Origin of the sequence: Halomonas sp. KM007, from assembly GCF_050709225.1 — a bacterium.
Lineage (GTDB): Bacteria > Pseudomonadota > Gammaproteobacteria > Pseudomonadales > Halomonadaceae > Vreelandella > Vreelandella hamiltonii.
Genome location: NZ_CP136131.1, coordinates 3118243 through 3137685 on the forward strand (window position 1 = coordinate 3118243; position 19443 = coordinate 3137685).

At 61.8% G+C, this 19443-nt stretch carries 18 protein-coding genes and 3 tRNA genes; 13 read left to right on the forward strand and 8 right to left on the reverse strand.

Translation table 11 applies throughout. The features are described 5' to 3' along the window. Window positions 1–91 precede the first annotated feature (91 nt). Together RVM27_RS14785 and RVM27_RS14790 are read left to right on the forward strand one after the other, a co-directional pair. Window positions 92–1318 carry a YbfB/YjiJ family MFS transporter gene (locus tag RVM27_RS14785; RefSeq protein WP_475312363.1) on the forward strand — a complete coding sequence of 409 codons (1227 nt, stop codon included), beginning with the start codon at window positions 92–94 and terminating at the stop codon, window positions 1316–1318. 63 nt (window positions 1319–1381) lie between these two features. Then, window positions 1382–2845 carry a sodium-dependent transporter gene (locus RVM27_RS14790; RefSeq protein WP_498956899.1) on the forward strand — a complete coding sequence of 488 codons (1464 nt, stop codon included), beginning with the start codon at window positions 1382–1384 and terminating at the stop codon, window positions 2843–2845. Window positions 2846–2991: 146 nt separating this feature from the next. Here RVM27_RS14790 and RVM27_RS14795 read toward each other — a convergent pair whose 3' ends face one another. Both RVM27_RS14795 and RVM27_RS14800 read right to left on the reverse strand, forming a co-directional pair. Further along, window positions 2992–4290 carry a Y-family DNA polymerase gene (locus RVM27_RS14795; protein WP_498956900.1) on the reverse strand — a complete coding sequence of 433 codons (1299 nt, stop codon included), beginning with the start codon at window positions 4288–4290 and terminating at the stop codon, window positions 2992–2994. Next, on the reverse strand, window positions 4287–4730 hold the full coding sequence (locus RVM27_RS14800; RefSeq protein WP_287806873.1) for a LexA family protein: 444 nt from the start codon (window positions 4728–4730) through the stop codon (window positions 4287–4289). The genes RVM27_RS14795 and RVM27_RS14800 overlap by 4 nt, the downstream gene beginning before the upstream one ends. 343 nt (window positions 4731–5073) lie before the next feature. Between RVM27_RS14800 and RVM27_RS14805 the strand changes: the two genes are divergently transcribed. Both RVM27_RS14805 and RVM27_RS14810 read left to right on the forward strand, forming a co-directional pair. Then, window positions 5074–5958, forward strand: coding sequence for an alpha/beta fold hydrolase (locus RVM27_RS14805; protein WP_498938294.1), 885 nt, complete (start codon window positions 5074–5076; stop codon window positions 5956–5958). Between the two features lie 45 nt (window positions 5959–6003). After that, complete coding sequence (locus RVM27_RS14810) at window positions 6004–7020, forward strand: patatin-like phospholipase family protein (RefSeq protein WP_287806870.1); 1017 nt, start codon at window positions 6004–6006, stop codon at window positions 7018–7020. 1 nt (window position 7021) lies between these two features. On the opposite strand, the gene RVM27_RS14815 is transcribed toward RVM27_RS14810, so the two are convergent. Then, the gene (locus RVM27_RS14815; RefSeq protein WP_287806869.1) at window positions 7022–7585 is read right to left on the reverse strand and encodes a Smr/MutS family protein; all 564 of its coding nucleotides are present in this window, start codon (window positions 7583–7585) and stop codon (window positions 7022–7024) included. A gap of 124 nt (window positions 7586–7709) precedes the next feature. On the opposite strand from RVM27_RS14815, the gene prmB reads away from it, so the two are divergent. The 5 genes from prmB to phaC all read left to right on the forward strand — a co-directional run bounded on the left by prmB (window position 7710) and on the right by phaC (window position 12709). Then, complete coding sequence (gene prmB, locus RVM27_RS14820) at window positions 7710–8687, forward strand: ribosomal protein L3 N(5)-glutamine methyltransferase (protein WP_498956901.1); 978 nt, start codon at window positions 7710–7712, stop codon at window positions 8685–8687. A 13-nt stretch (window positions 8688–8700) separates the two neighbouring features. Continuing rightward, the gene (aroC, locus tag RVM27_RS14825) at window positions 8701–9792 is read left to right on the forward strand and encodes a chorismate synthase (RefSeq protein ID WP_039181101.1); all 1092 of its coding nucleotides are present in this window, start codon (window positions 8701–8703) and stop codon (window positions 9790–9792) included. A 60-nt stretch (window positions 9793–9852) separates the two neighbouring features. Beyond that, the gene (locus tag RVM27_RS14830) at window positions 9853–10224 is read left to right on the forward strand and encodes a hypothetical protein (RefSeq protein ID WP_016914446.1); all 372 of its coding nucleotides are present in this window, start codon (window positions 9853–9855) and stop codon (window positions 10222–10224) included. Window positions 10225–10351: 127 nt separating this feature from the next. Next, complete coding sequence (locus RVM27_RS14835; RefSeq protein WP_016914445.1) at window positions 10352–10762, forward strand: phasin family protein; 411 nt, start codon at window positions 10352–10354, stop codon at window positions 10760–10762. A gap of 93 nt (window positions 10763–10855) precedes the next feature. Further along, window positions 10856–12709, forward strand: a complete 1854-nt coding sequence (gene phaC, locus RVM27_RS14840) for a class I poly(R)-hydroxyalkanoic acid synthase (RefSeq protein ID WP_498956902.1) — start codon at window positions 10856–10858, stop codon at window positions 12707–12709. Window positions 12710–12782: 73 nt separating this feature from the next. On the opposite strand, the gene lnt is transcribed toward phaC, so the two are convergent. The 5 genes from lnt to miaB form a co-directional block, all read right to left on the reverse strand. Continuing rightward, window positions 12783–14246, reverse strand: a complete 1464-nt coding sequence (lnt, locus tag RVM27_RS14845; protein ID WP_498938284.1) for an apolipoprotein N-acyltransferase — start codon at window positions 14244–14246, stop codon at window positions 12783–12785. Between the two features lie 49 nt (window positions 14247–14295). Further along, complete coding sequence (locus RVM27_RS14850) at window positions 14296–15177, reverse strand: CorC family transporter (protein ID WP_227406725.1); 882 nt, start codon at window positions 15175–15177, stop codon at window positions 14296–14298. 124 nt (window positions 15178–15301) lie between these two features. After that, window positions 15302–15763, reverse strand: coding sequence for an rRNA maturation RNase YbeY (ybeY, locus tag RVM27_RS14855; RefSeq protein ID WP_227406724.1), 462 nt, complete (start codon window positions 15761–15763; stop codon window positions 15302–15304). Further along, window positions 15760–16851 carry a PhoH family protein gene (locus RVM27_RS14860; RefSeq protein ID WP_016914440.1) on the reverse strand — a complete coding sequence of 364 codons (1092 nt, stop codon included), beginning with the start codon at window positions 16849–16851 and terminating at the stop codon, window positions 15760–15762. Before RVM27_RS14860 ends, ybeY begins: the two co-directional genes overlap by 4 nt. An 86-nt stretch (window positions 16852–16937) precedes the next feature. Continuing rightward, on the reverse strand, window positions 16938–18281 hold the full coding sequence (miaB, locus tag RVM27_RS14865) for a tRNA (N6-isopentenyl adenosine(37)-C2)-methylthiotransferase MiaB (protein ID WP_039181090.1): 1344 nt from the start codon (window positions 18279–18281) through the stop codon (window positions 16938–16940). A 190-nt stretch (window positions 18282–18471) separates the two neighbouring features. On the opposite strand from miaB, the gene RVM27_RS14870 reads away from it, so the two are divergent. The 4 genes from RVM27_RS14870 (at window position 18472) to RVM27_RS14885 (ending at window position 19439) form a co-directional block, all read left to right on the forward strand. Beyond that, window positions 18472–18547, forward strand: a tRNA-Asn gene (locus RVM27_RS14870). Between the two features lie 86 nt (window positions 18548–18633). Continuing rightward, a tRNA-Asn gene (locus RVM27_RS14875) sits at window positions 18634–18709 on the forward strand. Between the two features lie 55 nt (window positions 18710–18764). After that, window positions 18765–18840, forward strand: a tRNA-Asn gene (locus tag RVM27_RS14880). 302 nt (window positions 18841–19142) lie between these two features. Next, window positions 19143–19439, forward strand: a complete 297-nt coding sequence (locus RVM27_RS14885; protein WP_229800785.1) for a metalloregulator ArsR/SmtB family transcription factor — start codon at window positions 19143–19145, stop codon at window positions 19437–19439. The last annotated feature ends 4 nt before the right edge of the window (window positions 19440–19443 follow it).

Below are 19443 nucleotides of genomic sequence, written 5' to 3' on the forward strand. Positions count from 1 at the left end.
CGGCGCTGGTTTCCGCGTATGATGGAAGATAGCTGGCTATCCATTGAAGCCACACTACCACAACAAAAATAGTGACGACGAGGGAGTGTCCATGCCTACTGCAAGCGTTCAGGCCCAGCGCTTTAAAGTGCTGTTGGCGGGGGTATTTAGCCAAATTTTATGTATCGGCATTGCGCGGTTTGCCTATACGCCGCTACTGCCGGTGATGCAGCAACAGAGCTGGGTTAGCGACGCCGATGGCGGCTGGCTAGCGGCGTTGAACTACGCAGGCTATATGCTAGGAGCGGTGCTGGCGGCCTCTATTCGCACGATTTATCTCAAAGACACGCTGTTTCGCATTGGCTTAGTGCTGGCCGTATTAACCACCGCCGGTATGGCGCTGACCGAACACTTTTGGGTATGGGCGGGGCTGCGCTTTTTGGCGGGGCTCTCCAGCAGTGGCTCGATGCTGTTGGCGTCAGGGCTGATTTTGCACTGGCTGATTCAGCACCGTCAGCGGGGCGAGCTGGGCATCCACTTTGCAGGTGTCGGCATTGGCATTGTGGTGGCGGCTTTAGCCGTAGAATTGATGCTAGCGCTGGCAATGAACTGGCAAGCCCAGTGGTGGGGCTTTAGCGCGTTGGGGGCAGTGCTGCTGGTGCCTGCCTGGCGCTGGTTACCGCGCCCGGTAAAACCGGTGGTAGGCAGCGCTGCCAGTCATCAAGCACCTGCAACGCCGCCTAGCCGCACCTTTATGCGTCTTATGCTGCCCGCCTACTTTTGTGCGGGCTATGGCTATGTGATCTGCGCAACGTTTTTGGTCGCGATTGTGGAGCGCGAACCGCTGCTGGCCGGGGCCGGGAACTGGGCCTTTGCGTTGGTGGGGCTGGCCGCAGCACCCGCCGTGATGCTGTGGGATTTAATCGCGCGGCGGATTGGTTACTTAGGCGCGCTGATTGTGGCCATGCTGGTGCAGGTAGTAGGCATTGTGCTGCCTGCGATCAGCCCAACGTTACCGGGCGTGTTGATTAGCGCAGTGCTCTACGGCGGCACGTTCCTGGGTTGCGTCAGTTTAGTGCTGACCATGGCGGGTAGGCTGTACCCCGCCAGCCCCGCCCGCTTGATGGGACAAATGACGTTGGCCTACGGCGCAGCGCAGATTGTGGCCCCTGCGCTCACCGGCATGCTTGCGGAAGCCTCTGGTCATTATTATGTGGGCCTATGGCTGGCTGGTGGCTTTGTGGGGGCTGGGGCGCTGCTGTTGGCGTGGTTGCGCAGAGTGGATCAAACCGCCCAGCGGCTAGATGCCGAGGCAAAAGCAAGCTATGCCACGCCGTGATACGTGGGCATTCGCGACAAAATCCACTAGGATAGGCGCTTTTTTCTGACAGGGTGGAAGGTCATGGCGTCTTCTGGGCAACCTCGCATTCAGTGGCTAGGCCGCTGGGGCTTTATGTTGGCAGCTACCGGCTCGGCGGTAGGCTTGGGCAATATCTGGAAATTCCCCTATATCACCGGTGAGTACGGTGGTGGCGCTTTCGTACTGGTCTATCTGGCCTGCATCCTGGCCGTCGGGGTGCCCGTGATGATGACCGAGATCGCTTTTGGTCGTCGTGGTCGCGGTAGCCCCATCGATGCCATTCGCCGGGTGGTCAGCGAATCGGGGCGCTCCTCCGGCTGGTCGCTGATCGGCTGGATGGCCATGCTGTGCGGGTTCATGGTTCTGTCGTTCTATGTGGTAGTGGCCGGGTGGTCCTTCTCCTACTTGTGGAAGATGCTTTCCGGTGGCCTGGCGGGCAGCAGCGTCGATGACATGGCCGCGATCTTTGCGGCCAACAACGCCAACCCGTGGGTGCTGGGTAGCTGGAGCACGCTGGTGACGCTGTTGACCATGCTGATCGTGGGCAAGGGCGTACAGGAGGGGATCGAGAAGAGCGTCCGCTGGATGATGCCGGGCCTGGTGCTGATGCTGGTGCTGCTGATCGTGTTTGGCGTGTTTTCCGGTGGCTTTGGCGACGCCGTCCGCTTCCTGTTCTCGTTCAATGCGGGCAGCCTGTCCAGTGCCGGTATGCTGGCGGCGCTGGGGCACGCCTTCTTTACGCTGTCGCTGGCCTCGGGGGCCATTCTCACCTACGGCAGCTATCTCCCCAAAGGGGCCTCCATCGGACGCACCACGGTCAGCGTGGCGCTGGCCGATACCGTGGTGGCGCTGATGGCCGGGCTGGCGATCTTCCCGGTGATCTTTGCCAATGGCATGAATCCTGGCGAAGGGCCAGGGCTGATTTTCATGAGCCTGCCGCTGGCTTTTCAGGCCATGCCCTTGGGCACCCTGTTCGGTATTCTGTTCTTTTTGATGCTCTCCATGGCGGCACTGACCTCGTCCATCTCGATGGTCGAAGCCACCGTCTCCTGGCTATGCGACAACAAGGGCATCACGCGTCCAGTGGCCGCCTGGTCCACCGGGATCGTGCTGTGGCTGATCAGCACGCTGGCGATGCTGTCGTTCAATCTGGGCGCTGACTGGACGCTGGCGGGCAGGCACTTCTTCGACTGGCTGGACTACCTGACGTCCCGTTGGATGATGCCGTTGGGTGGGTTGGGCATGGTGCTGCTGGCCGGGTTCGTGCTCAAGAGCGAGACGTTCCGCGACGAACTGGGGCTGGCTCCGCTGCCCTATACGCTGTGGCTGACCATGGTGCGTTATGTCAGCCCGCTGGGCATCCTGGTCATCTTCGTCGATGCCCTGGGCCTCTATCAGGTCTCATTTGCCCAGCACTGGCCGTGGCTGCTGGCGATTCTGGTGGCCATGATGGCAGCGGGTGAAACCTTGAGCCCACGCTTGCGCAAGGCCCTGAAAGCTGCCTAGGAGGGCCAATCCTGCCCGGTGTTCAGGCGGCGCTGAAGGTCGTTGAGCTGGCGATGGGCCACGTCCGGGCTGGGCGCATACTCGTCATCAGGTCGTTGATAGGACATAAGGCAAACTTTTGGCGTGCGGAATCACTAGCCTAGCGGCTATCGGTGAGAAGTAAACGCCGCGATGGCTCCCGGGTGGGTACCGGCTTCCAGCAACTCGTTCCAACGCGTGGTGTAGCGGCGCGAACGGTGCCCGCAGCGCAGCTGCCAGGCGGCGTCCGGGTCGCGCATACCAAAGTGGATGGTGCCTTGCCCCATCCGCTGGTTGATGGCATCCACCGCCCGCATCACGTGGGGGTGCGCTTTGGCAGGCGGTGCCAGCAGCGAGAGCTGGTACTGCTGGGCGTCTACCAGGTCCACCAGCATGACGCCTGCTTTCATGAACACGTAGCCGGGGCGGTACATCTGCTCCATCCCTTCCTTGACGGCCTGCAGAATGAGCCGCGTGTCGTCGGTGGGAGCATCGAGGGGAATCATGGCGCGGGGGGCCAGCTGGGGCAGGTCCTTGCGATGGCGGCTGGTGGTCAGAAACATCAGCACCGCACGGGCCAGACTACCCTGCTGGCGCAGTTTCTCGGCGCTGCGCTGGGCGTGCTGGCGCAATGCATCGTGCAGCTCCTCCTTGCGCCCCGTGGCACGCCCGAAAGAGCGCGAGGTCATGATGCGTTGGCGGGGCTGTTCGACGGCGTTCATCTCCAGGCAGGGCGTGCCGCGCAGCTCGAGGGCGGTGCGCGCCAACACTACCGAAAAGCGCTTGCGCAACTGCCTGGGGTCGCTCTCGCGCAGCTGCCAGGCGGTACGAATACCGCTCACGGCGAGCTGCTCGGCAAGCCGTCGGCCGACTCCCCATACCTCGCTTACCGGAAGCTGTTTGAGCAGTGCCTGGGTGGTGGCGGTGTGGGCAGCCAGCAGGCATACCCCTTGATAGTAGGGCTGCTGCTTGGCCACGTGATTGGCCAGCTTGGCCAGCGTATGCGTGGCCGCCAGCCCAACGCAGACGGGCAACCCCAGGTAACGGCGAACACGGCGGCGTAGCGCCACGCCCATGGCCTGGCATTGGGCGTCATCGAAGCCATCCAGGTAAATGAACATCTCATCGATGGAGTAGGGGGCGACCTCTGGGCAGGCTTCACGCAGCAGCTGTGCCAACCGCGCCGACATATCGCCGTACAGCTCGTAGTTGGAAGAGCACAAATGGATCTGGCCCCGACGCCGCAGCCCTTCCAGCTGGAACGCTGGCGTCCCCATGGCAATGCCCATGGCTTTCAGCTCGGCAGAGCGCGCAATCACGCAGCCATCGTTGTTGGACATGACGCCCACGGCCTTGCCTTCCAGCGTGGGCTGGAATACCCGCTCGCAGGAAACGTAAAAGTTGTTGGCGTCCACCAGGCCGATCATGGCAAATACTCATGAATGACGGCGCGCACTACCCCCCATAGCTGGCACTCGGCCTCTTCCAGCGGCAGCGGAGGGTAGTGCGGGTGAGACGAGCACAAATGCGGCGTACCGCGATACAGCGCGTAGCGCTTGATCAACAGCTCCTGGTCGAACAGGGCGACCACGATGCGGCCCAGCCGAGGCGGCACGCTGCGGTCTACCACCAGCAGGTCGCCGTCGAAGATGCCCCATCCCTCCATGCTGTCGCCGCGGGCGGTCAGGTAGAACGTCTGTGTCGGGTGCTTGATCAGCCGGGTGTTGAGGTCCAGCGTGCGCGGCTCGTAATCCTGCGCGGGGGAAGGAAAGCCGCTAAAACCCGCGCGACCACTCAGCGAGGCAAACGGAAGAGGCAAGGGCGTTGACGGCAAGGCGGTCGCAACGGCAGTGGGTTGAGACGGCATCGTCGGGCTCCTCACGAATGGATGGTGTGTTTATATACAGTATTTGTAGCCAGTATTCATTCATGCGGAAAAAAATGCAAGGTGCCGGGGCGAAGGTAAGGGTACGAGGAGGCTAACGGGCCAGCCAGAGGCCAACCACCAGCGCACTGATGACCGTGATCCAGAACACGAGATTGCGAGCGCGGGTGTCGCGACGAGGTTTCATCGGGTTGTCTCCAGCAGATAGGCAAGGGTGGCCCACCATGGGCCGCTCGAAAGCAGCGCATAGGCTGCGCCAGGCATGGTAACGTTTGGTGCTCGAAGCGTCATCCGGCGCAGGGTTTTTCGTGAAGAGAGAGGGCTGATGAAAGGTTCCGAGTTTAGCGGCAGTACGCCGCTGTCGTTGGTCAATGGGCGCCTGGCGGCCCTGAGCTGGGGGCGCCACGATGCCCCGGTATGGGTCGCCCTGCACGGCTGGCTGGATAACGCGGCGAGCTTCTCACGGCTGGCCCCCTTGTTGGTCAAGCGACTGAACATTCGTATCGTTGCCCTCGATTTTCGCGGGCACGGCCACTCGGCCCATACGCCCTTCGGCAGCGACTATGCGCTGTGGGACTACCTTCACGATGTGCTGGATGCCATGGAGGCGCTGGAGATCGAGCAGGCCACGTTGCTGGCGCACTCGATGGGGGCGGCGGTCTCCTGCCTGCTGGCAGCGGCGCTGCCCGAGCGTGTCGCACGGCTGGTGCTGCTGGATGGCCTGGGGGCACTGAATACGCCCGCAGAGGAGACGGCCAGCCAGCTGCGCAAGGGCCTCACCGCCCACCGCCGCGTCGCTTCGCGCACGCCCCGGTATGCGGATATCGAACAGGCCGTTGCCGCCCGGGTGGCAGGCGGCGTGACGCCGCTGGATGCCATCACGGCCAGGCCGCTGGTCGAACGTAACACCCAGGCCACGGCGGATGGCAAGGTCGCCATGCGCACCGACAGCCGCCTGCTGAAGCCTTCCCTGGTCCGCCTGACGCCACAGCAGGTGCTGGCCATACTGGCAGAGATTCAAGCCCCCGTGCTATTGATAGAAGGAGAGCGCGGTATTCTCGGCGAGCGCCAGTGGGCGGTGGCCGCTCGGCAGGCGGTACCCCGCCTCACTCGTCATGTGCTGGCCGGGGGCCACCATCTTCATCTGGAGCCGCAGGCCGTAGCCCAGGTCGCCGAGGTGATTTGCCGTAGCCCCAGTGGTGAAGAGTAGAGCGGTGAAAAATAAAGAGGTGAAAAGTAAAAAGGAGGGTGTGCCTTGGTGAGTCTGTTGGCAGGGAGAGCGCTGGGTGAGGGAAACAAGGTGGCCTTGGTGCTGGGCAGCGGCGGGGCCAGAGGCTATGCGCATATCGGTGTGATCGAGGCGCTGGAAGCGCGGGGCTTCGAGATCATCTCGATAGCGGGCTGTTCCATGGGCGCTCTGATTGGCGGTATCTACGCATCGGGCAAGCTGCCTCAGTACCGGGATTGGGTGTGCCATCTCGACTATCTGGACGTGCTGAAGCTGGTCGATGTGACCTGGAGCCCCATGGGGGCCATGCGGGCCAACAAGGTCATGAGCAAGCTGGAAGAGCTGGTGGGTGACGTACTGATCGAGGATCTGCCGATCCCCGTGACCACGGTGGCCACCGATCTGGTACGCCAGCGCGAAGTGTGGTTTCAAAACGGCCCGCTGCTACGCGCCATACGCGCCTCCATTGCGGTGCCTGGCGTGATTACTCCGGTGAACCTGGGCGAGCAGGTGCTGGTGGATGGCGGGCTGCTCAACCCGCTGCCGATGATGCCCATTCTGGCCGCCCATGAAGCGGATTTTGTGGTGGCGGTGAACGTGACGGCCCATAGCCCGCAGCCGGTGACCCTGGAAGAGTTGCTGCCCCGTGACGAGTCTGCCCCGCCGCAGACCCCCTCGGAGCGCGAGCGAGAGGCCAACATTGGCGGTTGGATGCGCGACGTGCGCGCCACCACGCGCCGACTGTGGGGCGGCCTGGGCGGCGGTGAAGAAGAGAACGATGACGATGAAACCGTCGACCTGCGCGGCAAGCGGGAGTGGGGCAAACTGGACATGATTCTGGAGTCGTTCGATATCACCCAGGCGGCGCTGGCCAAGTACAAGGTGGCCGGGTATCCGCCGGATGTGCTGATCGAAGTGCCCAAAACCGTTTGCAGTACCTATGAGTTCCACCGCGCCAACGAGTTGATTCGCCTGGGGCGCCATCTGGCGGATCAGGCGCTGGAGCGGCGCATGCCCAGTATTGCCTCGGACGCTACCGAGTGAGCTACTGGCTGCGTTTGCGCAGCAAAATATAGACCGCCCCTGTGCCGCCATCCACGTCGGTGGCGGAGCAAAACGCCAGCACGCCAGGCCACTCTCGCAACCAGGCGTTGGTGTGGCTCTTCAAGACAGGGAAATCCGCGCTGCTGCCCCACGCCTTGCCGTGCACCACCAGCACGCAGCGCAGCCCCTGGGCTGCGGCATCGCCCAGAAAGCTCTCCAGCTCCAGGCGGGCCTCTTCCAGCGTGTAGCCATGCAGGTCGAGCCCTGCTTGCCAGGCGGTTTGCCCCCGTTTGAGCTGGCTGAAGGTGCGCCAGGGCAGGTCCGGCACGCTGAACTCCAGGTACTCGGAGGGGCGCACGGCTTCGACACGGCCGTCGGAGGTGCGGCCGCTGCCCTGCAGCGTGCTGCCTTCCACGGCGGCGCGGCGGCGGGCCTCGCGATTGTCGGGTTGCCGTTTGGGTTTGCCGGGGTCCGCCTGGTTGGTGGCAATACGGCGTACGCCTGCTTCCTGCAGCGCTTGGCGAAAGGCACTGATATCGTCGTCGTTGGGCAGGTGTCGCGTCATGGTCGGCTCGGCATCGGTGAAAGTACACGGTGATAAAGATGCATAGTATAGCGAGCCCGGTGTCGCTGTGAACCTCGTGGCTGTGAACCGAGTGGCGTCAAAGGTACAATCCTCTCATGATGTCATGTTGCCAGGAGCCCCTGTGACCACGCACTCCCCTGAAGAGCTGTCCACTTCTACGCTTTCACTGCCCGATTCGACGCTGGCACACGAGCTGATAACGCTGCGCGATTACCTGCGCTGGGTCTCCAGCGAGTTCTACCTGGCGGGCCTGCATTATGGCCACGGCACGCAGTCCCCCTGGGACGAAGCGGTCGCCCTGAGCCTGGGCGCGCTGCACTTGCCCTGGAACGTCGACCCCGCTGTGCTCGATGCGCGGCTGCTCCCCATGGAGCGTTCGCGCATCATCCAGCTCGCCCGCGAGCGCATCACCACTCGTCGTCCGTTGCCCTACCTGCTGGGTGAGGCCTTTTTCGCGGGCTACCCCTTCTCGGTAGACGAGCGCGTGCTGATTCCGCGCTCGCCCATTGCCGAGCTGATCGAAGATGGCTTTGCCGCCTGGTTCCCCGAAGAGCCCCCCGCTCGGGTGCTGGACCTGTGTACCGGCTCCGGCTGTATCGGCATCGCCACGGCACTGGTGCTGCCCACCTGTGACGTCGCGCTGGCGGATATCAGCCAGGATGCCCTGGCCGTGGCGCGCCAGAACATCACCCGTCACGATGTCGGTGACCGGGTGCGTGCCTGGGAGTCGGACGTGTTCAGCGGCCTTCAGGGGCAGACATTTGATCTGATCGTCTCGAACCCGCCCTACGTGGACGCCCGCGACCTGGCGACCATGCCCGCCGAGTTCCGCCACGAGCCGGACCTTGCGCTGGGCGCTGGCAGCGATGGGCTGGATATCGTCCGGCGTATTCTGCGTGACGCGCGCCGCCATTTGAGCGACGACGGCTGGCTGATCGTCGAGGTGGGCAACTCCGACCGTCATGTAGAGGCCGCTTTCCCCGACGTGCCCTTTATGTGGCTTGACTTCGAGCGTGGCGGCCAGGGCGTGTTTGCCCTGAGCGCTGCTGAACTCGACGCCCATGCGGCGTCTTTTGCGTGAGGAAATAACGCCCATGTCTGGCAACACCTTTGGCAAACTGTTTACCGTCACCACCTTTGGCGAAAGCCACGGCCCTGCGCTGGGGGCCATCGTCGATGGCTGCCCGCCCGGTATCGAGATTAGCGAAGCCGACCTGCAGGGTGACCTGGATCGCCGCCGCCCCGGCAGCTCCCGGCATACCACCCAGCGCAAGGAGCCGGATCAGGTCCGCATTCTCTCTGGCGTGTTTGAAGGCAAGACCACGGGGACCTCCATTGGCCTGCTGATCGAGAATACCGACCAGCGCTCCAAGGATTACTCGAAGATCAAGGATCAGTTCCGGCCCGCCCATGCCGACTACACCTACCATCACAAGTATGGGCATCGTGACTACCGGGGCGGCGGGCGCTCCAGCGCCCGTGAAACCGCCATGCGCGTGGCGGCCGGAGCCATTGCCAAAAAGGTACTGGCGGCGCAGGGCATTCAGATTCGTGGCTACATGAGCCAGCTGGGGCCGATCAAGATCGACTTCAAAGGCTGGGACAGCGTCGAGCAGAATGCCTTCTTCTGCCCCGATCCGGACAAAGTAGCTGAGCTGGAAAACTACATGGATCAGCTGCGCCGTGACCAGGACTCGGTGGGGGCAGAGATCACCGTGGTGGCGGAAGGCGTGCCGGTGGGGCTTGGCGAGCCGGTGTTCGATCGTCTGGATGCTGATCTGGCGCATGGTCTGATGAGCATCAATGCGGTAAAAGGCATCGAGATTGGCGCCGGTTTTGGCTGCGTGGCACAGCGGGGCAGCGAGCACCGCGATGAGCTGACCCCTGAGGGGTTCCTCTCCAACCATGCCGGGGGCGTGCTGGGCGGTATTTCCAGTGGCCAGCCCATCGTGGCACGGCTGGCGCTGAAACCGACCTCCAGCATCACCACGCCGGGCCGCTCAATCGACGTGCACGGCGAGCCGGTGGAGGTGATTACCAAGGGGCGTCATGACCCCTGTGTGGGCATTCGTGCCACGCCGATTGCCGAAGCCATGATGGCCATGACGCTGCTGGATCACTGGCTGCGCCACCGTGGGCAGAATGCCGATGTCAGCGTTGATACACCGACTATCGGCCAGCGATAACGCCACGGTACGCCTCGGGGTTCGCTGCTACACTCAAGCATGACGGTCAAGGAGTCACCTATGAAGATCAACGTTGAGTTTGACCTGACGCCGGACGAGTTTCGGCGTTCGCTGGGGCTACCGGATGTCGAGGCGTTTCAGCAAAGCCTGCTGGACAACATCCAGCACCAGATGGAGTCCGGGGTGGAGGGTTACGACCCCATGAGCCTGATGCGCCCGTTCCTGCAGCAGCCGATGATGCAACAAGGGCTATCGCAGGGGCTGGCCAACTTCGGTACCTACCAGCAGATGATGCTGGACATGCTGCGGCAGGCGGGTTCCAGTGCCACCAGCAGCAGCCAGTCCCGCGAGGAGCAAGAGGCACCCAGCACGGCCAGCAGTCGAGGTACCAAGGCGAAAGCCGCCTCGTCACGAACCCGCGCTAAAGGGTAGGGCTGCCGCCAAAGCAGAGTTGTCAAGCGGTAAGCCAGCGATTACTCTTTGTGCGATGCACAATAATTGCGATGTGAATGAGCCACTCCAGGCTCATGCCAGGGAATGAGAGATAGGAGCTACCACAATGCAAGACAAGATGCTAGAGGCGTTCAGCGCCCAGACCCGCCAGATGTTCGAGCCGATGCGCAAGATGAACTCGCTGATGCTCAACAACATGGAAAAGATGACCCAGTACCAGCTGGAAGCCATGAAGCGCTACAGCCAGATGGGGACCGAGCGTATTCGCAGCGCCACCGAAATCAACGATGCCGAAAGCCTGCGTGACTTCGGTACCCGGCAAGCGGAAATGATGAACGAGCTTTCCCAGCAGATGCAGGAAGATGCCCGCGCCATGGGCGAGATGACCCTGCAGTTCAAGACAGAAATGGAGAAGCTGTTCAGCGAAGCCGGGCAAAAAATGAGCGAACAGGCCACGGCAACCGCGAAAGGCGAGTCCTCGGCCAAGGCCACCAGCCAGTCGTCACGCAAGAGCTGATATCACATACTGTTCGCGGCGCCGATGAGGCGCCGCGTTCTTTTGGATGAGCTGTCAGAGCGAACAATGCTCGGCACGCGAGGGGGAACTCGTATGCAGTCAGGGTGGAAAATACCGTCTCAACCGCTAACCCAGTCGGAAATGGAGGCCTGGAAAGCTCAATTGGACGACGTTGCCGAGCAGTACAAGGGGCTGCTCGAAGACCTGCTACAGCGCATCGTGCCCAGTGAAGCCGCAGACTCGGTCTACCGTGACATGCGTGAAAGCTTCGAGGCGGCAGCCCAGTCGCTGATGAGCAACCCCAACCTGCTGTGGCAAACCCAATCGCGGCTGATCCAGGACCAGTGGCTGCTGTGGCAGCAGGGCCTTCGCGCCATGGCGGGCGAGCAGGTCACGCCGCTGATCACGCCCCCCAAGCATGACCGCCGCTTCAGCGACGAGGCCTGGCGCCAGGACCCCTACTACATGGCGATCATGCAGCAGTACCTGCTGTTTTCGCAGATGGTCGAGGAGCTGATCGACGGCCTGAACGGGCTGGACCCCACCCACAAGCGCAACCTGGCGTTCTATGCGCGTCAGGTGGTCAGCGCCATGTCGCCCACCAACTTCGTATCCACCAACCCGGAAGTCATGCGGCGTACGCTGGAGACCAAGGGGCAGAACCTGGTGGACGGCCTGACCCGCCTGCGCGAAGACCTGGCCAACTCGGCCGAAGGGATCAACGTACGCATGACCGACCGTAGCGCCTTCGGGGTCGGCGACAACATCGCCGTGACGCCGGGCTCTGTGGTATACGAAAACGAGCTGATTCAGCTGATTCAGTACGCCCCGACCACCGAGAAAACCTTCAAGACGCCGCTGTTGATCGTGCCACCATGGATCAACAAGTATTACATTCTCGACCTGCGCGACGACAACTCACTGGTCAAGTGGCTGGTAGAGCAGGGGCACACGGTGTTTCTGATCTCTTGGCGCAACCCTGGCCCTGCTCAACGCGACATCACCTGGGCCGACTACATGCAGCTGGGGCTGATCAGCGCCATGGAGGCCATCGAACAGGCCTGCGGCGAAAAGTCGGTCAACCTGGTCAGCTACTGCGTGGGAGGAACGCTCACGGCGTCCACGGTGGCCTACCTGACCAGCACGCGTCGTGGCCGCAAGGTCAAGTCGGTGACCTACATGGCAACGCTGCAGGATTTCCGCGACCCGGGCGACATTGGCGTCTTTCTCAACGAGCGCGTCATTCAAGGATTGGAGCAGAGCATGCAGCTCAAGGGCTACCTGGACGGTCGCTCCATGGCCTACACCTTCAACCTGCTGCGGGAAAACGATCTGTTCTGGTCGTTCTACATCAACAACTACCTGAAAGGTGACGTGCCTGCGGCGTTCGACCTGCTCTACTGGAACACCGATGGCACCAACCTGACCGCAGGCACCCACGCCTGGTACCTGCGCCACATGTATCTGGAAAATCGCCTGGTAGAGCCCGGTGGCATCGAGTTGGACGACGTCAAGATCGACCTGCGCAAGATCTCGGCGCCCAGCTATTTCGTCTCGACCAAGGAAGACCACATTGCCAAGTGGAACAGCACTTACTACGGTGCGCTGCTGCCCAAGGGGCCAGTGACCTTCGTGTTAGGGGGCTCCGGACATATCGCCGGGATCGTCAACCCGCCGCACAAGAACAAGTACGGCTACTGGACGAACGACGAGCTGCCGGACTCCCACGATGCATGGCAGCAAGGGGCGACCTTCAACGAAGGCTCCTGGTGGCCGCACTGGCAGGCCTGGGTGACGGAGAACGGCTATGCGGATGCCGACCCGAAGAAAATGGTGCCGGCCCGTCAGCCCGGAGAGGGGGAGTTGAAGGTGATCGAGCCTGCCCCAGGCCGCTATGTGAAAATGACTATTCCAGAAGTGCTGGGGGAAATTCCCTCGGCCCGCTAAAAGCAAGGCCCCCGCTCGCCGGTCAACGGCGTCAATGCGGGGGCCAGGCAGCAGGCAGGGCTGGTAAGGTGCGTTATCCTGCGCGGCGACGTACAACCCCAGGCAGCAACAGCAGGCCTGCCAGCAGCCAGGTGGGCCAGCTACCCATGCGGGTGAAGGGCGTGAGCCCCTGCATGGCGTGGAACTCGCCGGTCAGGTAGGTGGTTTCGAACTGCGGTGCACGGTCGACGAGCCTGCCGCGGGGGTCGATGATAGCGGTAATGCCATTGCTGGTGGCACGCACCACGTAGCGGCCATTTTCCAACGCACGCAGGCGCGCCATTTGCAGGTGCTGGTGTGGGCCGATGGAGGCGCCGAACCAGGTGTCGTTGGAGACCGTGACGATGACATCGCTATCCATGGCGCGGCGTGCCACCAGCTGCGGATAGATGATCTCGTAACAGATCGCGTTACCGATGGTGACCCCGGCGGCCTGCATGGGCACCTGATGAGATGCCCCCTTGCTAAAGCTGGACATGGGCAGGTCGAAGAAGTTGATCGCCCCGCGCAGCACGCTTTCCAGCGGCAAGTACTCACCGAACGGCACCAGATGCTCTTTCTGGTAGCTGCCTTCCACGTTGCCGACACCAATCACACTGTTGAAGTAGCGATTGGCCTCGTCCAGTTGCACGATGCCGGTGAGCAGCGCCGTTTCAGGCGGCAGGTTGCTTTGCACGCGCTCCAGTACTGGGCGCGCCTGGCTGTCGATCATGGGCAGGGCGGTCTCTGGCCACAGGATCAGGTCGACATCGTCTGCGACCTGACGGGTCAGGTCGCTGTAGATATTGGCAGCGCTGCGCTGGCCTTCCGGTGTCCATTTCAGGAGCTGCGGAAGGTTGCCCTGCAGCAGGGCCACGCGAGTGGGTTCGTCCACCGGCGTGGTCCAGTGCTGGGGCAGTGCCAGAGGCGTGAGCCAGATGGCCGCCAGCGGCAGCGCTGCCCACCACTGGCGGCGCAGGAAGGCCACACCCAGGGTGCCGCTCAGAACGACCAGCAACGAGAGCCAATAGACGCCGCCAACGGGGGCCCAGCTGGCCAGGGGCGAGTCGACGTAGCTCGACCCGACCAGCAGCCAGGGAAACCCGGTAAACAGATAGGTGCGCAGTACTTCACCCAGCACCCAGGCTCCGGCGAAGGTTACCACTGCCCAACGGGGGCCGACGAAGCGTCGATAGAGCCAGAACGTACCCGCGAAAAACAGCGCCAGTACGGTCACGAACAGCGCGGTGAGAAAGACCGCCAAGGGCATGCCGGTATAGCCGTAATCATGGATCGAGACGTATACCCAGGAGGTGCCGCTGGCAAACAGTGCCACCCCGTACAGCCACCCCTTCAGCGCGGCCTGAGCCGGGCTCAGCTGATGCAGGCCCAGAAAGAGCAGGCCAATGGCGACAGGCCCCAGCCACCAGAGTTCGAAAGGGGAGGCGGTGAGCGTGGTAAAACCACCGGCCACCAGGGCGGCCAGCAGTTGAAGTGGTAATGTGGGAGTCAACCCCATAGCAATATCCTCTCAGCAGGGTGCAACGGTAACGCAGCGCCAGTGGCGGCTAGTCAGCGTCGGTCTCGTCGTCGGCATCGCGTTCACGATAGGCCTCGAGCAGGCGGATGCGCCGGTTGTCGGCATTCAGAATGACAAAGCGCCAACCGCCTAGCGTAGTGTGCTCGCCACGGCCGGGCAGGTGGCCGAATTGCTGCATGACCAGCCCCCCCACGGTGTCGAATTCGTCATCGGAAAAGGCCGTGCCAAAGCGTTCATTGAAGTCTTCGATGGGCGTCAAGGCACGGATGGCGAAGTGGCCGTTTTCCAGCGTGCGGATATCGTCCTCTTCGTCGGTATCGTGCTCGTCCTCGATATCCCCGACGATCTGTTCGAGGATATCTTCGATGGTGATGATGCCCGCCGTGCCGCCATACTCGTCCACGACGATGGCCATGTGGTTATGGGTGTCCCGGAACTCCTTGAGCAGGCTGTTGAGGCGCTTGGATTCGGGAATGAACATGGCCGGACGCAGCACGTCTTCCAGCTTGAAGGCGTCGCGCTGCTCCTGGGTCTGGGAGAGCAGCGGCAGCAGGTCCTTGACCAGCAGAATGCCTTTGACGTCGTCGAGATTTTCACCCATCACCGGGTAGCGGGAGTGGCCGGTCTCCTGGATCAGCGGCAGGTAGTCGTCACTGGTCTGGTCCAGGGCGATGGCGGTGACCTGAGAGCGCGGGATGAGGATTTCGCGAACCTGCTGGGCACTGATGTCGAGGGCGCCTTCAATGATCATGATGGCGTCCTGATCCAGTTTCAGCTTGCCGGCCGTGTGGCGTAGAAACGTCATCAGCTCATCCCGTGAGCTGGGTTCGTCGCTGTCTCCGGAAAGGGCGCCAAAGAGTTTCTCGAGCCATGATTTTTGATTGGGGTTGCTCGATCGATCTTCGCTCATTGCGTCAGTTCTCTCAGTTACGGGCAAGGTAGTTCGATTAAAGGGGGGTGATGACAGCTCATCGTTGTATCACTGAGTGGCGGCAGACACCACCGCTAGCAGCAGCTTTCTGCAACAAAGCCACTCACGCCTGATAAGGGTCATCGATCTTCAGGGTCGCCAGCAGCTCTCGCTCGAGCTGCTCCATCTCTTCGGCTTCCTGCTCTTCGATATGGTCATAGCCCATCAGGTGCAGGGTGCCGTGAACCACCATGTGCGCATAGTGGTGCTCCAGCGGCTTTTGCTGCTCGTGGGCTTCTTGGGCCACCACCGCATGGCAGATGACCAGATCGCCCAGCAGAGGCAGCGTGATGCCAGGCGGGTTCTCGAAAGGGAACGACAGCACGTTGGTGGGCTTGTCCTTGCCTCGGTAGTCGCGGTTCAGCGCCTGACTCTCGGCTTCATCCACGAACCGGATGGTCAGCTCCTGGCGGTCATCGTCAGGATGGCGAGCAAACACGCAGCTCACCCATTGGGTGAGCTGGTCGAGAGAGGGCAGCAGCGGTTCGTCGATGGCCGCTTGCCGATCGATCATCGGCTCGTTCATGAGTCGCCGTCTCCAGTGCGATGACCCTGACGTTCGAGGGCCAGCATGCGCGCTTCGCGCTCTTGCTGACGCGTTTCGCGGCGGGCGCGTTCGGCCACTTCCTGCTGCGACTCGAACTCGTCATAGGCTTCGATGATGCGCTGCACCAGCGGGTGACGCACCACGTCCTTGGCGGCAAAGTGGGTCACACCGATGCCGGGGGTCTCCTTGAGCACGTCCAGCACCTGGGAAAGCCCCGAACGCTGGCCGCGCGGCAAGTCCACCTGGGTAATGTCACCCGTGATCACCGCCGTCGAGCCAAAGCCGATCCGCGTCAGGAACATTTTCATCTGCTCCGGCGTGGTGTTCTGGCTCTCATCGAGAATGATGTAGGAGTTGTTCAGCGTACGGCCACGCATGTACGCCAGCGGAGCGATTTCGATCACCTGGCGCTCGATCAGCTTGGCCACCTGCTCGAAGCCGATCATCTCATAGAGCGCGTCGTACAGCGGGCGCAGGTATGGGTCGATCTTCTGGGCCAGGTCACCGGGCAAGAAGCCCAGCTTCTCGCCTGCTTCGACGGCCGGGCGCACCAGCAGGATGCGGCGCACTTCCTGCTGGTTCAGTGCCTCGACCGCCGCGGCCACTGCCAGGTAGGTCTTGCCGGTACCCGCAGGCCCGATGCCGAAGTTGATGTCGTGTTCGCGGATGCTCTGCACGTAGCGTTGCTGGTTCAGGCCGCGGGGTTTGATCATGGCACGGGGGGTGCGCATGATCACCTCGTCGCTGCCGCCTTCGCCGTCCTCTTCTTCCTCCAGGGCCTCTAGCCCTGACTCCTGTAAAAACAGGTGGACGGTATCCGCCGATAGCTCGGCGGCTGCCGTTTCACGGTACAGGTGCTCGAGGACATTGGCGGCCGCCTTGATGCGGTTGGCCGCACCGGCCAGCTGAAAAACGTTGCCACGGTTGCGCAACGTCACGTCCAGGCGGCTCTCGATCAGCTTTAGGTGCTCGTCCTGCTGGCCGCAGAGGCTGGCAAGGCGCTGCGGGTCATTGGGTTCAAGGCTTAGGGTAATGATGCGATTGGCCTGAGGTGATGGCTGGCTCAAGAGTAGGAAACCCTTTCGTTGGTGTGTGTGCGTTTCAGCTTAATGCCCCGACGGGGTCGGGGCAATTACCCAGGATAAGAGAAGGCTCAATAACGCTCGGCGGAGGCCAGCTCACCACGCAGCGAGTTGGGCAGCGCTTCGGTGATCTCGACATCCACGAAGTAGCCGATCAGCTCGGTGGGGTTGGCGGCACGGAAATTGACGACTCGGTTGTTCTCGGTGCGACCGGAGAGCTGGCCGGGGTCCTTGGGCGAGAACCCGGTTACCAGAATGCGCTGGGTAGAGCCCACCATGCGGCGGCTGATTTGCGCCGCCTGCTGCAGGATGCGCTCCTGCAGAATGGCCAGGCGCTGCTTCTTGACGCTTTCCGGCGTGTCGTCGGGCAGGCCCGAGGCGGGGGTGCCAGGGCGTGCCGAGTAGACGAAGCTGAAGGAGTGGTCGAAGCCAATGCGATGGATCAAGTCCATGGTGGCTTCGAAATCCTCTTCGGTCTCGCCGGGGAAGCCGATGATGAAGTCGGAGGAGAAGCTGATGTCCGGTCGGTTGGCGCGGATGCGCTCCATCTTCTCGATGTACTCTTCCGCCGTATGGCCGCGCTTCATGGCGCTCAGGATGCGGTCGGAACCAGACTGTACCGGCAGGTGCAGGTGGCTCACCAGCTCCGGGATGTCGGCAAAGGCATCGACCAGGCTATCGGTGAACTCCACCGGGTGCGAAGTGGTGAAGCGGATACGGTCGATACCGTCCACGGCGGCAATGCAGGCGATCAGTTCGGCCAGGTCGATCTCGTCGCCATCCTCATTGTCGCCGCGATAGGCGTTGACGTTCTGGCCCAGCAGGTTGATTTCCCGTACGCCCTGGTCGGCCAGGTGGATGACCTCATCCATGACGTCTTCGAAGGGGCGCGAGACCTCTTCGCCGCGGGTGTAGGGCACCACGCAGAAAGTGCAGTACTTGGAGCAGCCTTCCATCACCGATACGAACGCCGTGGCGCCATCCGACTTGGGCTGGGGCAGGTGGTCGAACTTCTCGATTTCCGGGAAGGTGACATCCACTGCCGCAATCTGGTTGTTCTTGCGGGCGTCGAGCATCTGGGGAACACGATGCAGGGTTTGCGGCCCGAAGATCATGTCCACGTAAGGTGCGCGCTTGCGCAGCGCTTCGCCTTCCTGGCTGGCCACGCAGCCACCTACGCCAATGACCAGTTCCGGGTTGGCGTCCTTGAGCTTCTTCCAACGGCCCAGTTGGTGGTAGACCTTGTCCTGTGCCTTTTCACGAATCGAGCAGGTGTTCAGCAGAATGACGTCCGCTTCCTTCTCGTTGTCGGTGAGCTCCAGCTGGTGAGATTCGCCGAGTAGGTCCGCCATACGCGAGGAGTCGTACTCGTTCATTTGGCAGCCGTGCGTTTTGATGAAGAGCTTCTTCGCCATCGGTACCTGTCATCTATGGGTCGTCGGGGGGAGACGAGGGATGAATGAAATAACGGTTGGGCAGCGATTGGTGCGGCCGTTGAATGCCTGCATTATACGGATACACGAAACCAGGGGCTAGGCATTCCCCCGTAATCGAGACTTGACCCGCGCGTTTCTATCAGTATACTACGCACCGTGTTTGAGCAGTTCCTCGATAGCTCAGTTGGTAGAGCAAATGACTGTTAATCATTGGGTCGCAGGTTCGAGTCCTGCTCGAGGAGCCAAACACCAACCCGAACTCTCGGCAAATAGCTGAAAAGTTAACAGGTTGGCAAAGGTTCTCGCTCAAGCGCAATAGCGATACAGATGTTCCTCGATAGCTCAGTTGGTAGAGCAAATGACTGTTAATCATTGGGTCGCAGGTTCGAGTCCTGCTCGAGGAGCCAATTCGCTATTCTGCTTTTATTGCCGAAGCATGTTTCGTTGCTGACGCACAGATGTTCCTCGATAGCTCAGTTGGTAGAGCAAATGACTGTTAATCATTGGGTCGCAGGTTCGAGTCCTGCTCGAGGAGCCATTTCACTGCTTCACGTATTATCGATCTAGCCGCTCAATTCTCCTCCCTTTCGTAGTTCGCCATATTTCCTTTTTCTCTATCTCTAGTGCTTATCAAGCTCTAATGCATATCAAGCTCTGGTGCATGGTAAGGCTTTGTTGTGTCCGTTGCGTTTGCTCGAGGCGTTTAATGATGCCCTGTCGCCAGCTTTTTCGGTAGCATGAGCATCAGAACGGTAACGAACGTTGGAGAAGCGCGTGAAGGATGCAACTGGCTTGCAGGCGCTGCAGGTCTTTAAATGTTTGAGCGACGAGACGCGCTTGATGCTGGTACTGCTGATCGCCCAGGAGCGGTCGCTGTGCGTATGTGAAATGACGTATGCGCTCGAGGAGTCGCAGCCCAAGGTGTCGCGTCACTTGGCGCAGTTGCGCCAGTGTGGTCTGCTGATCGACCAGCGTGAAGGGCAGTGGGTATACTATCATCTTGCGCCGCAGCTGCCTGCATGGGCCATGGCCATTATCGAGGCGGGGGCAAAAGGCAGCGAAGTGCAGCTGGCTGGCTTGACGAAGCGCCTGTTGAAGATGGGAGATCGGCCAGCTCGGCGTGCGGCCTTGTGCTGACGGG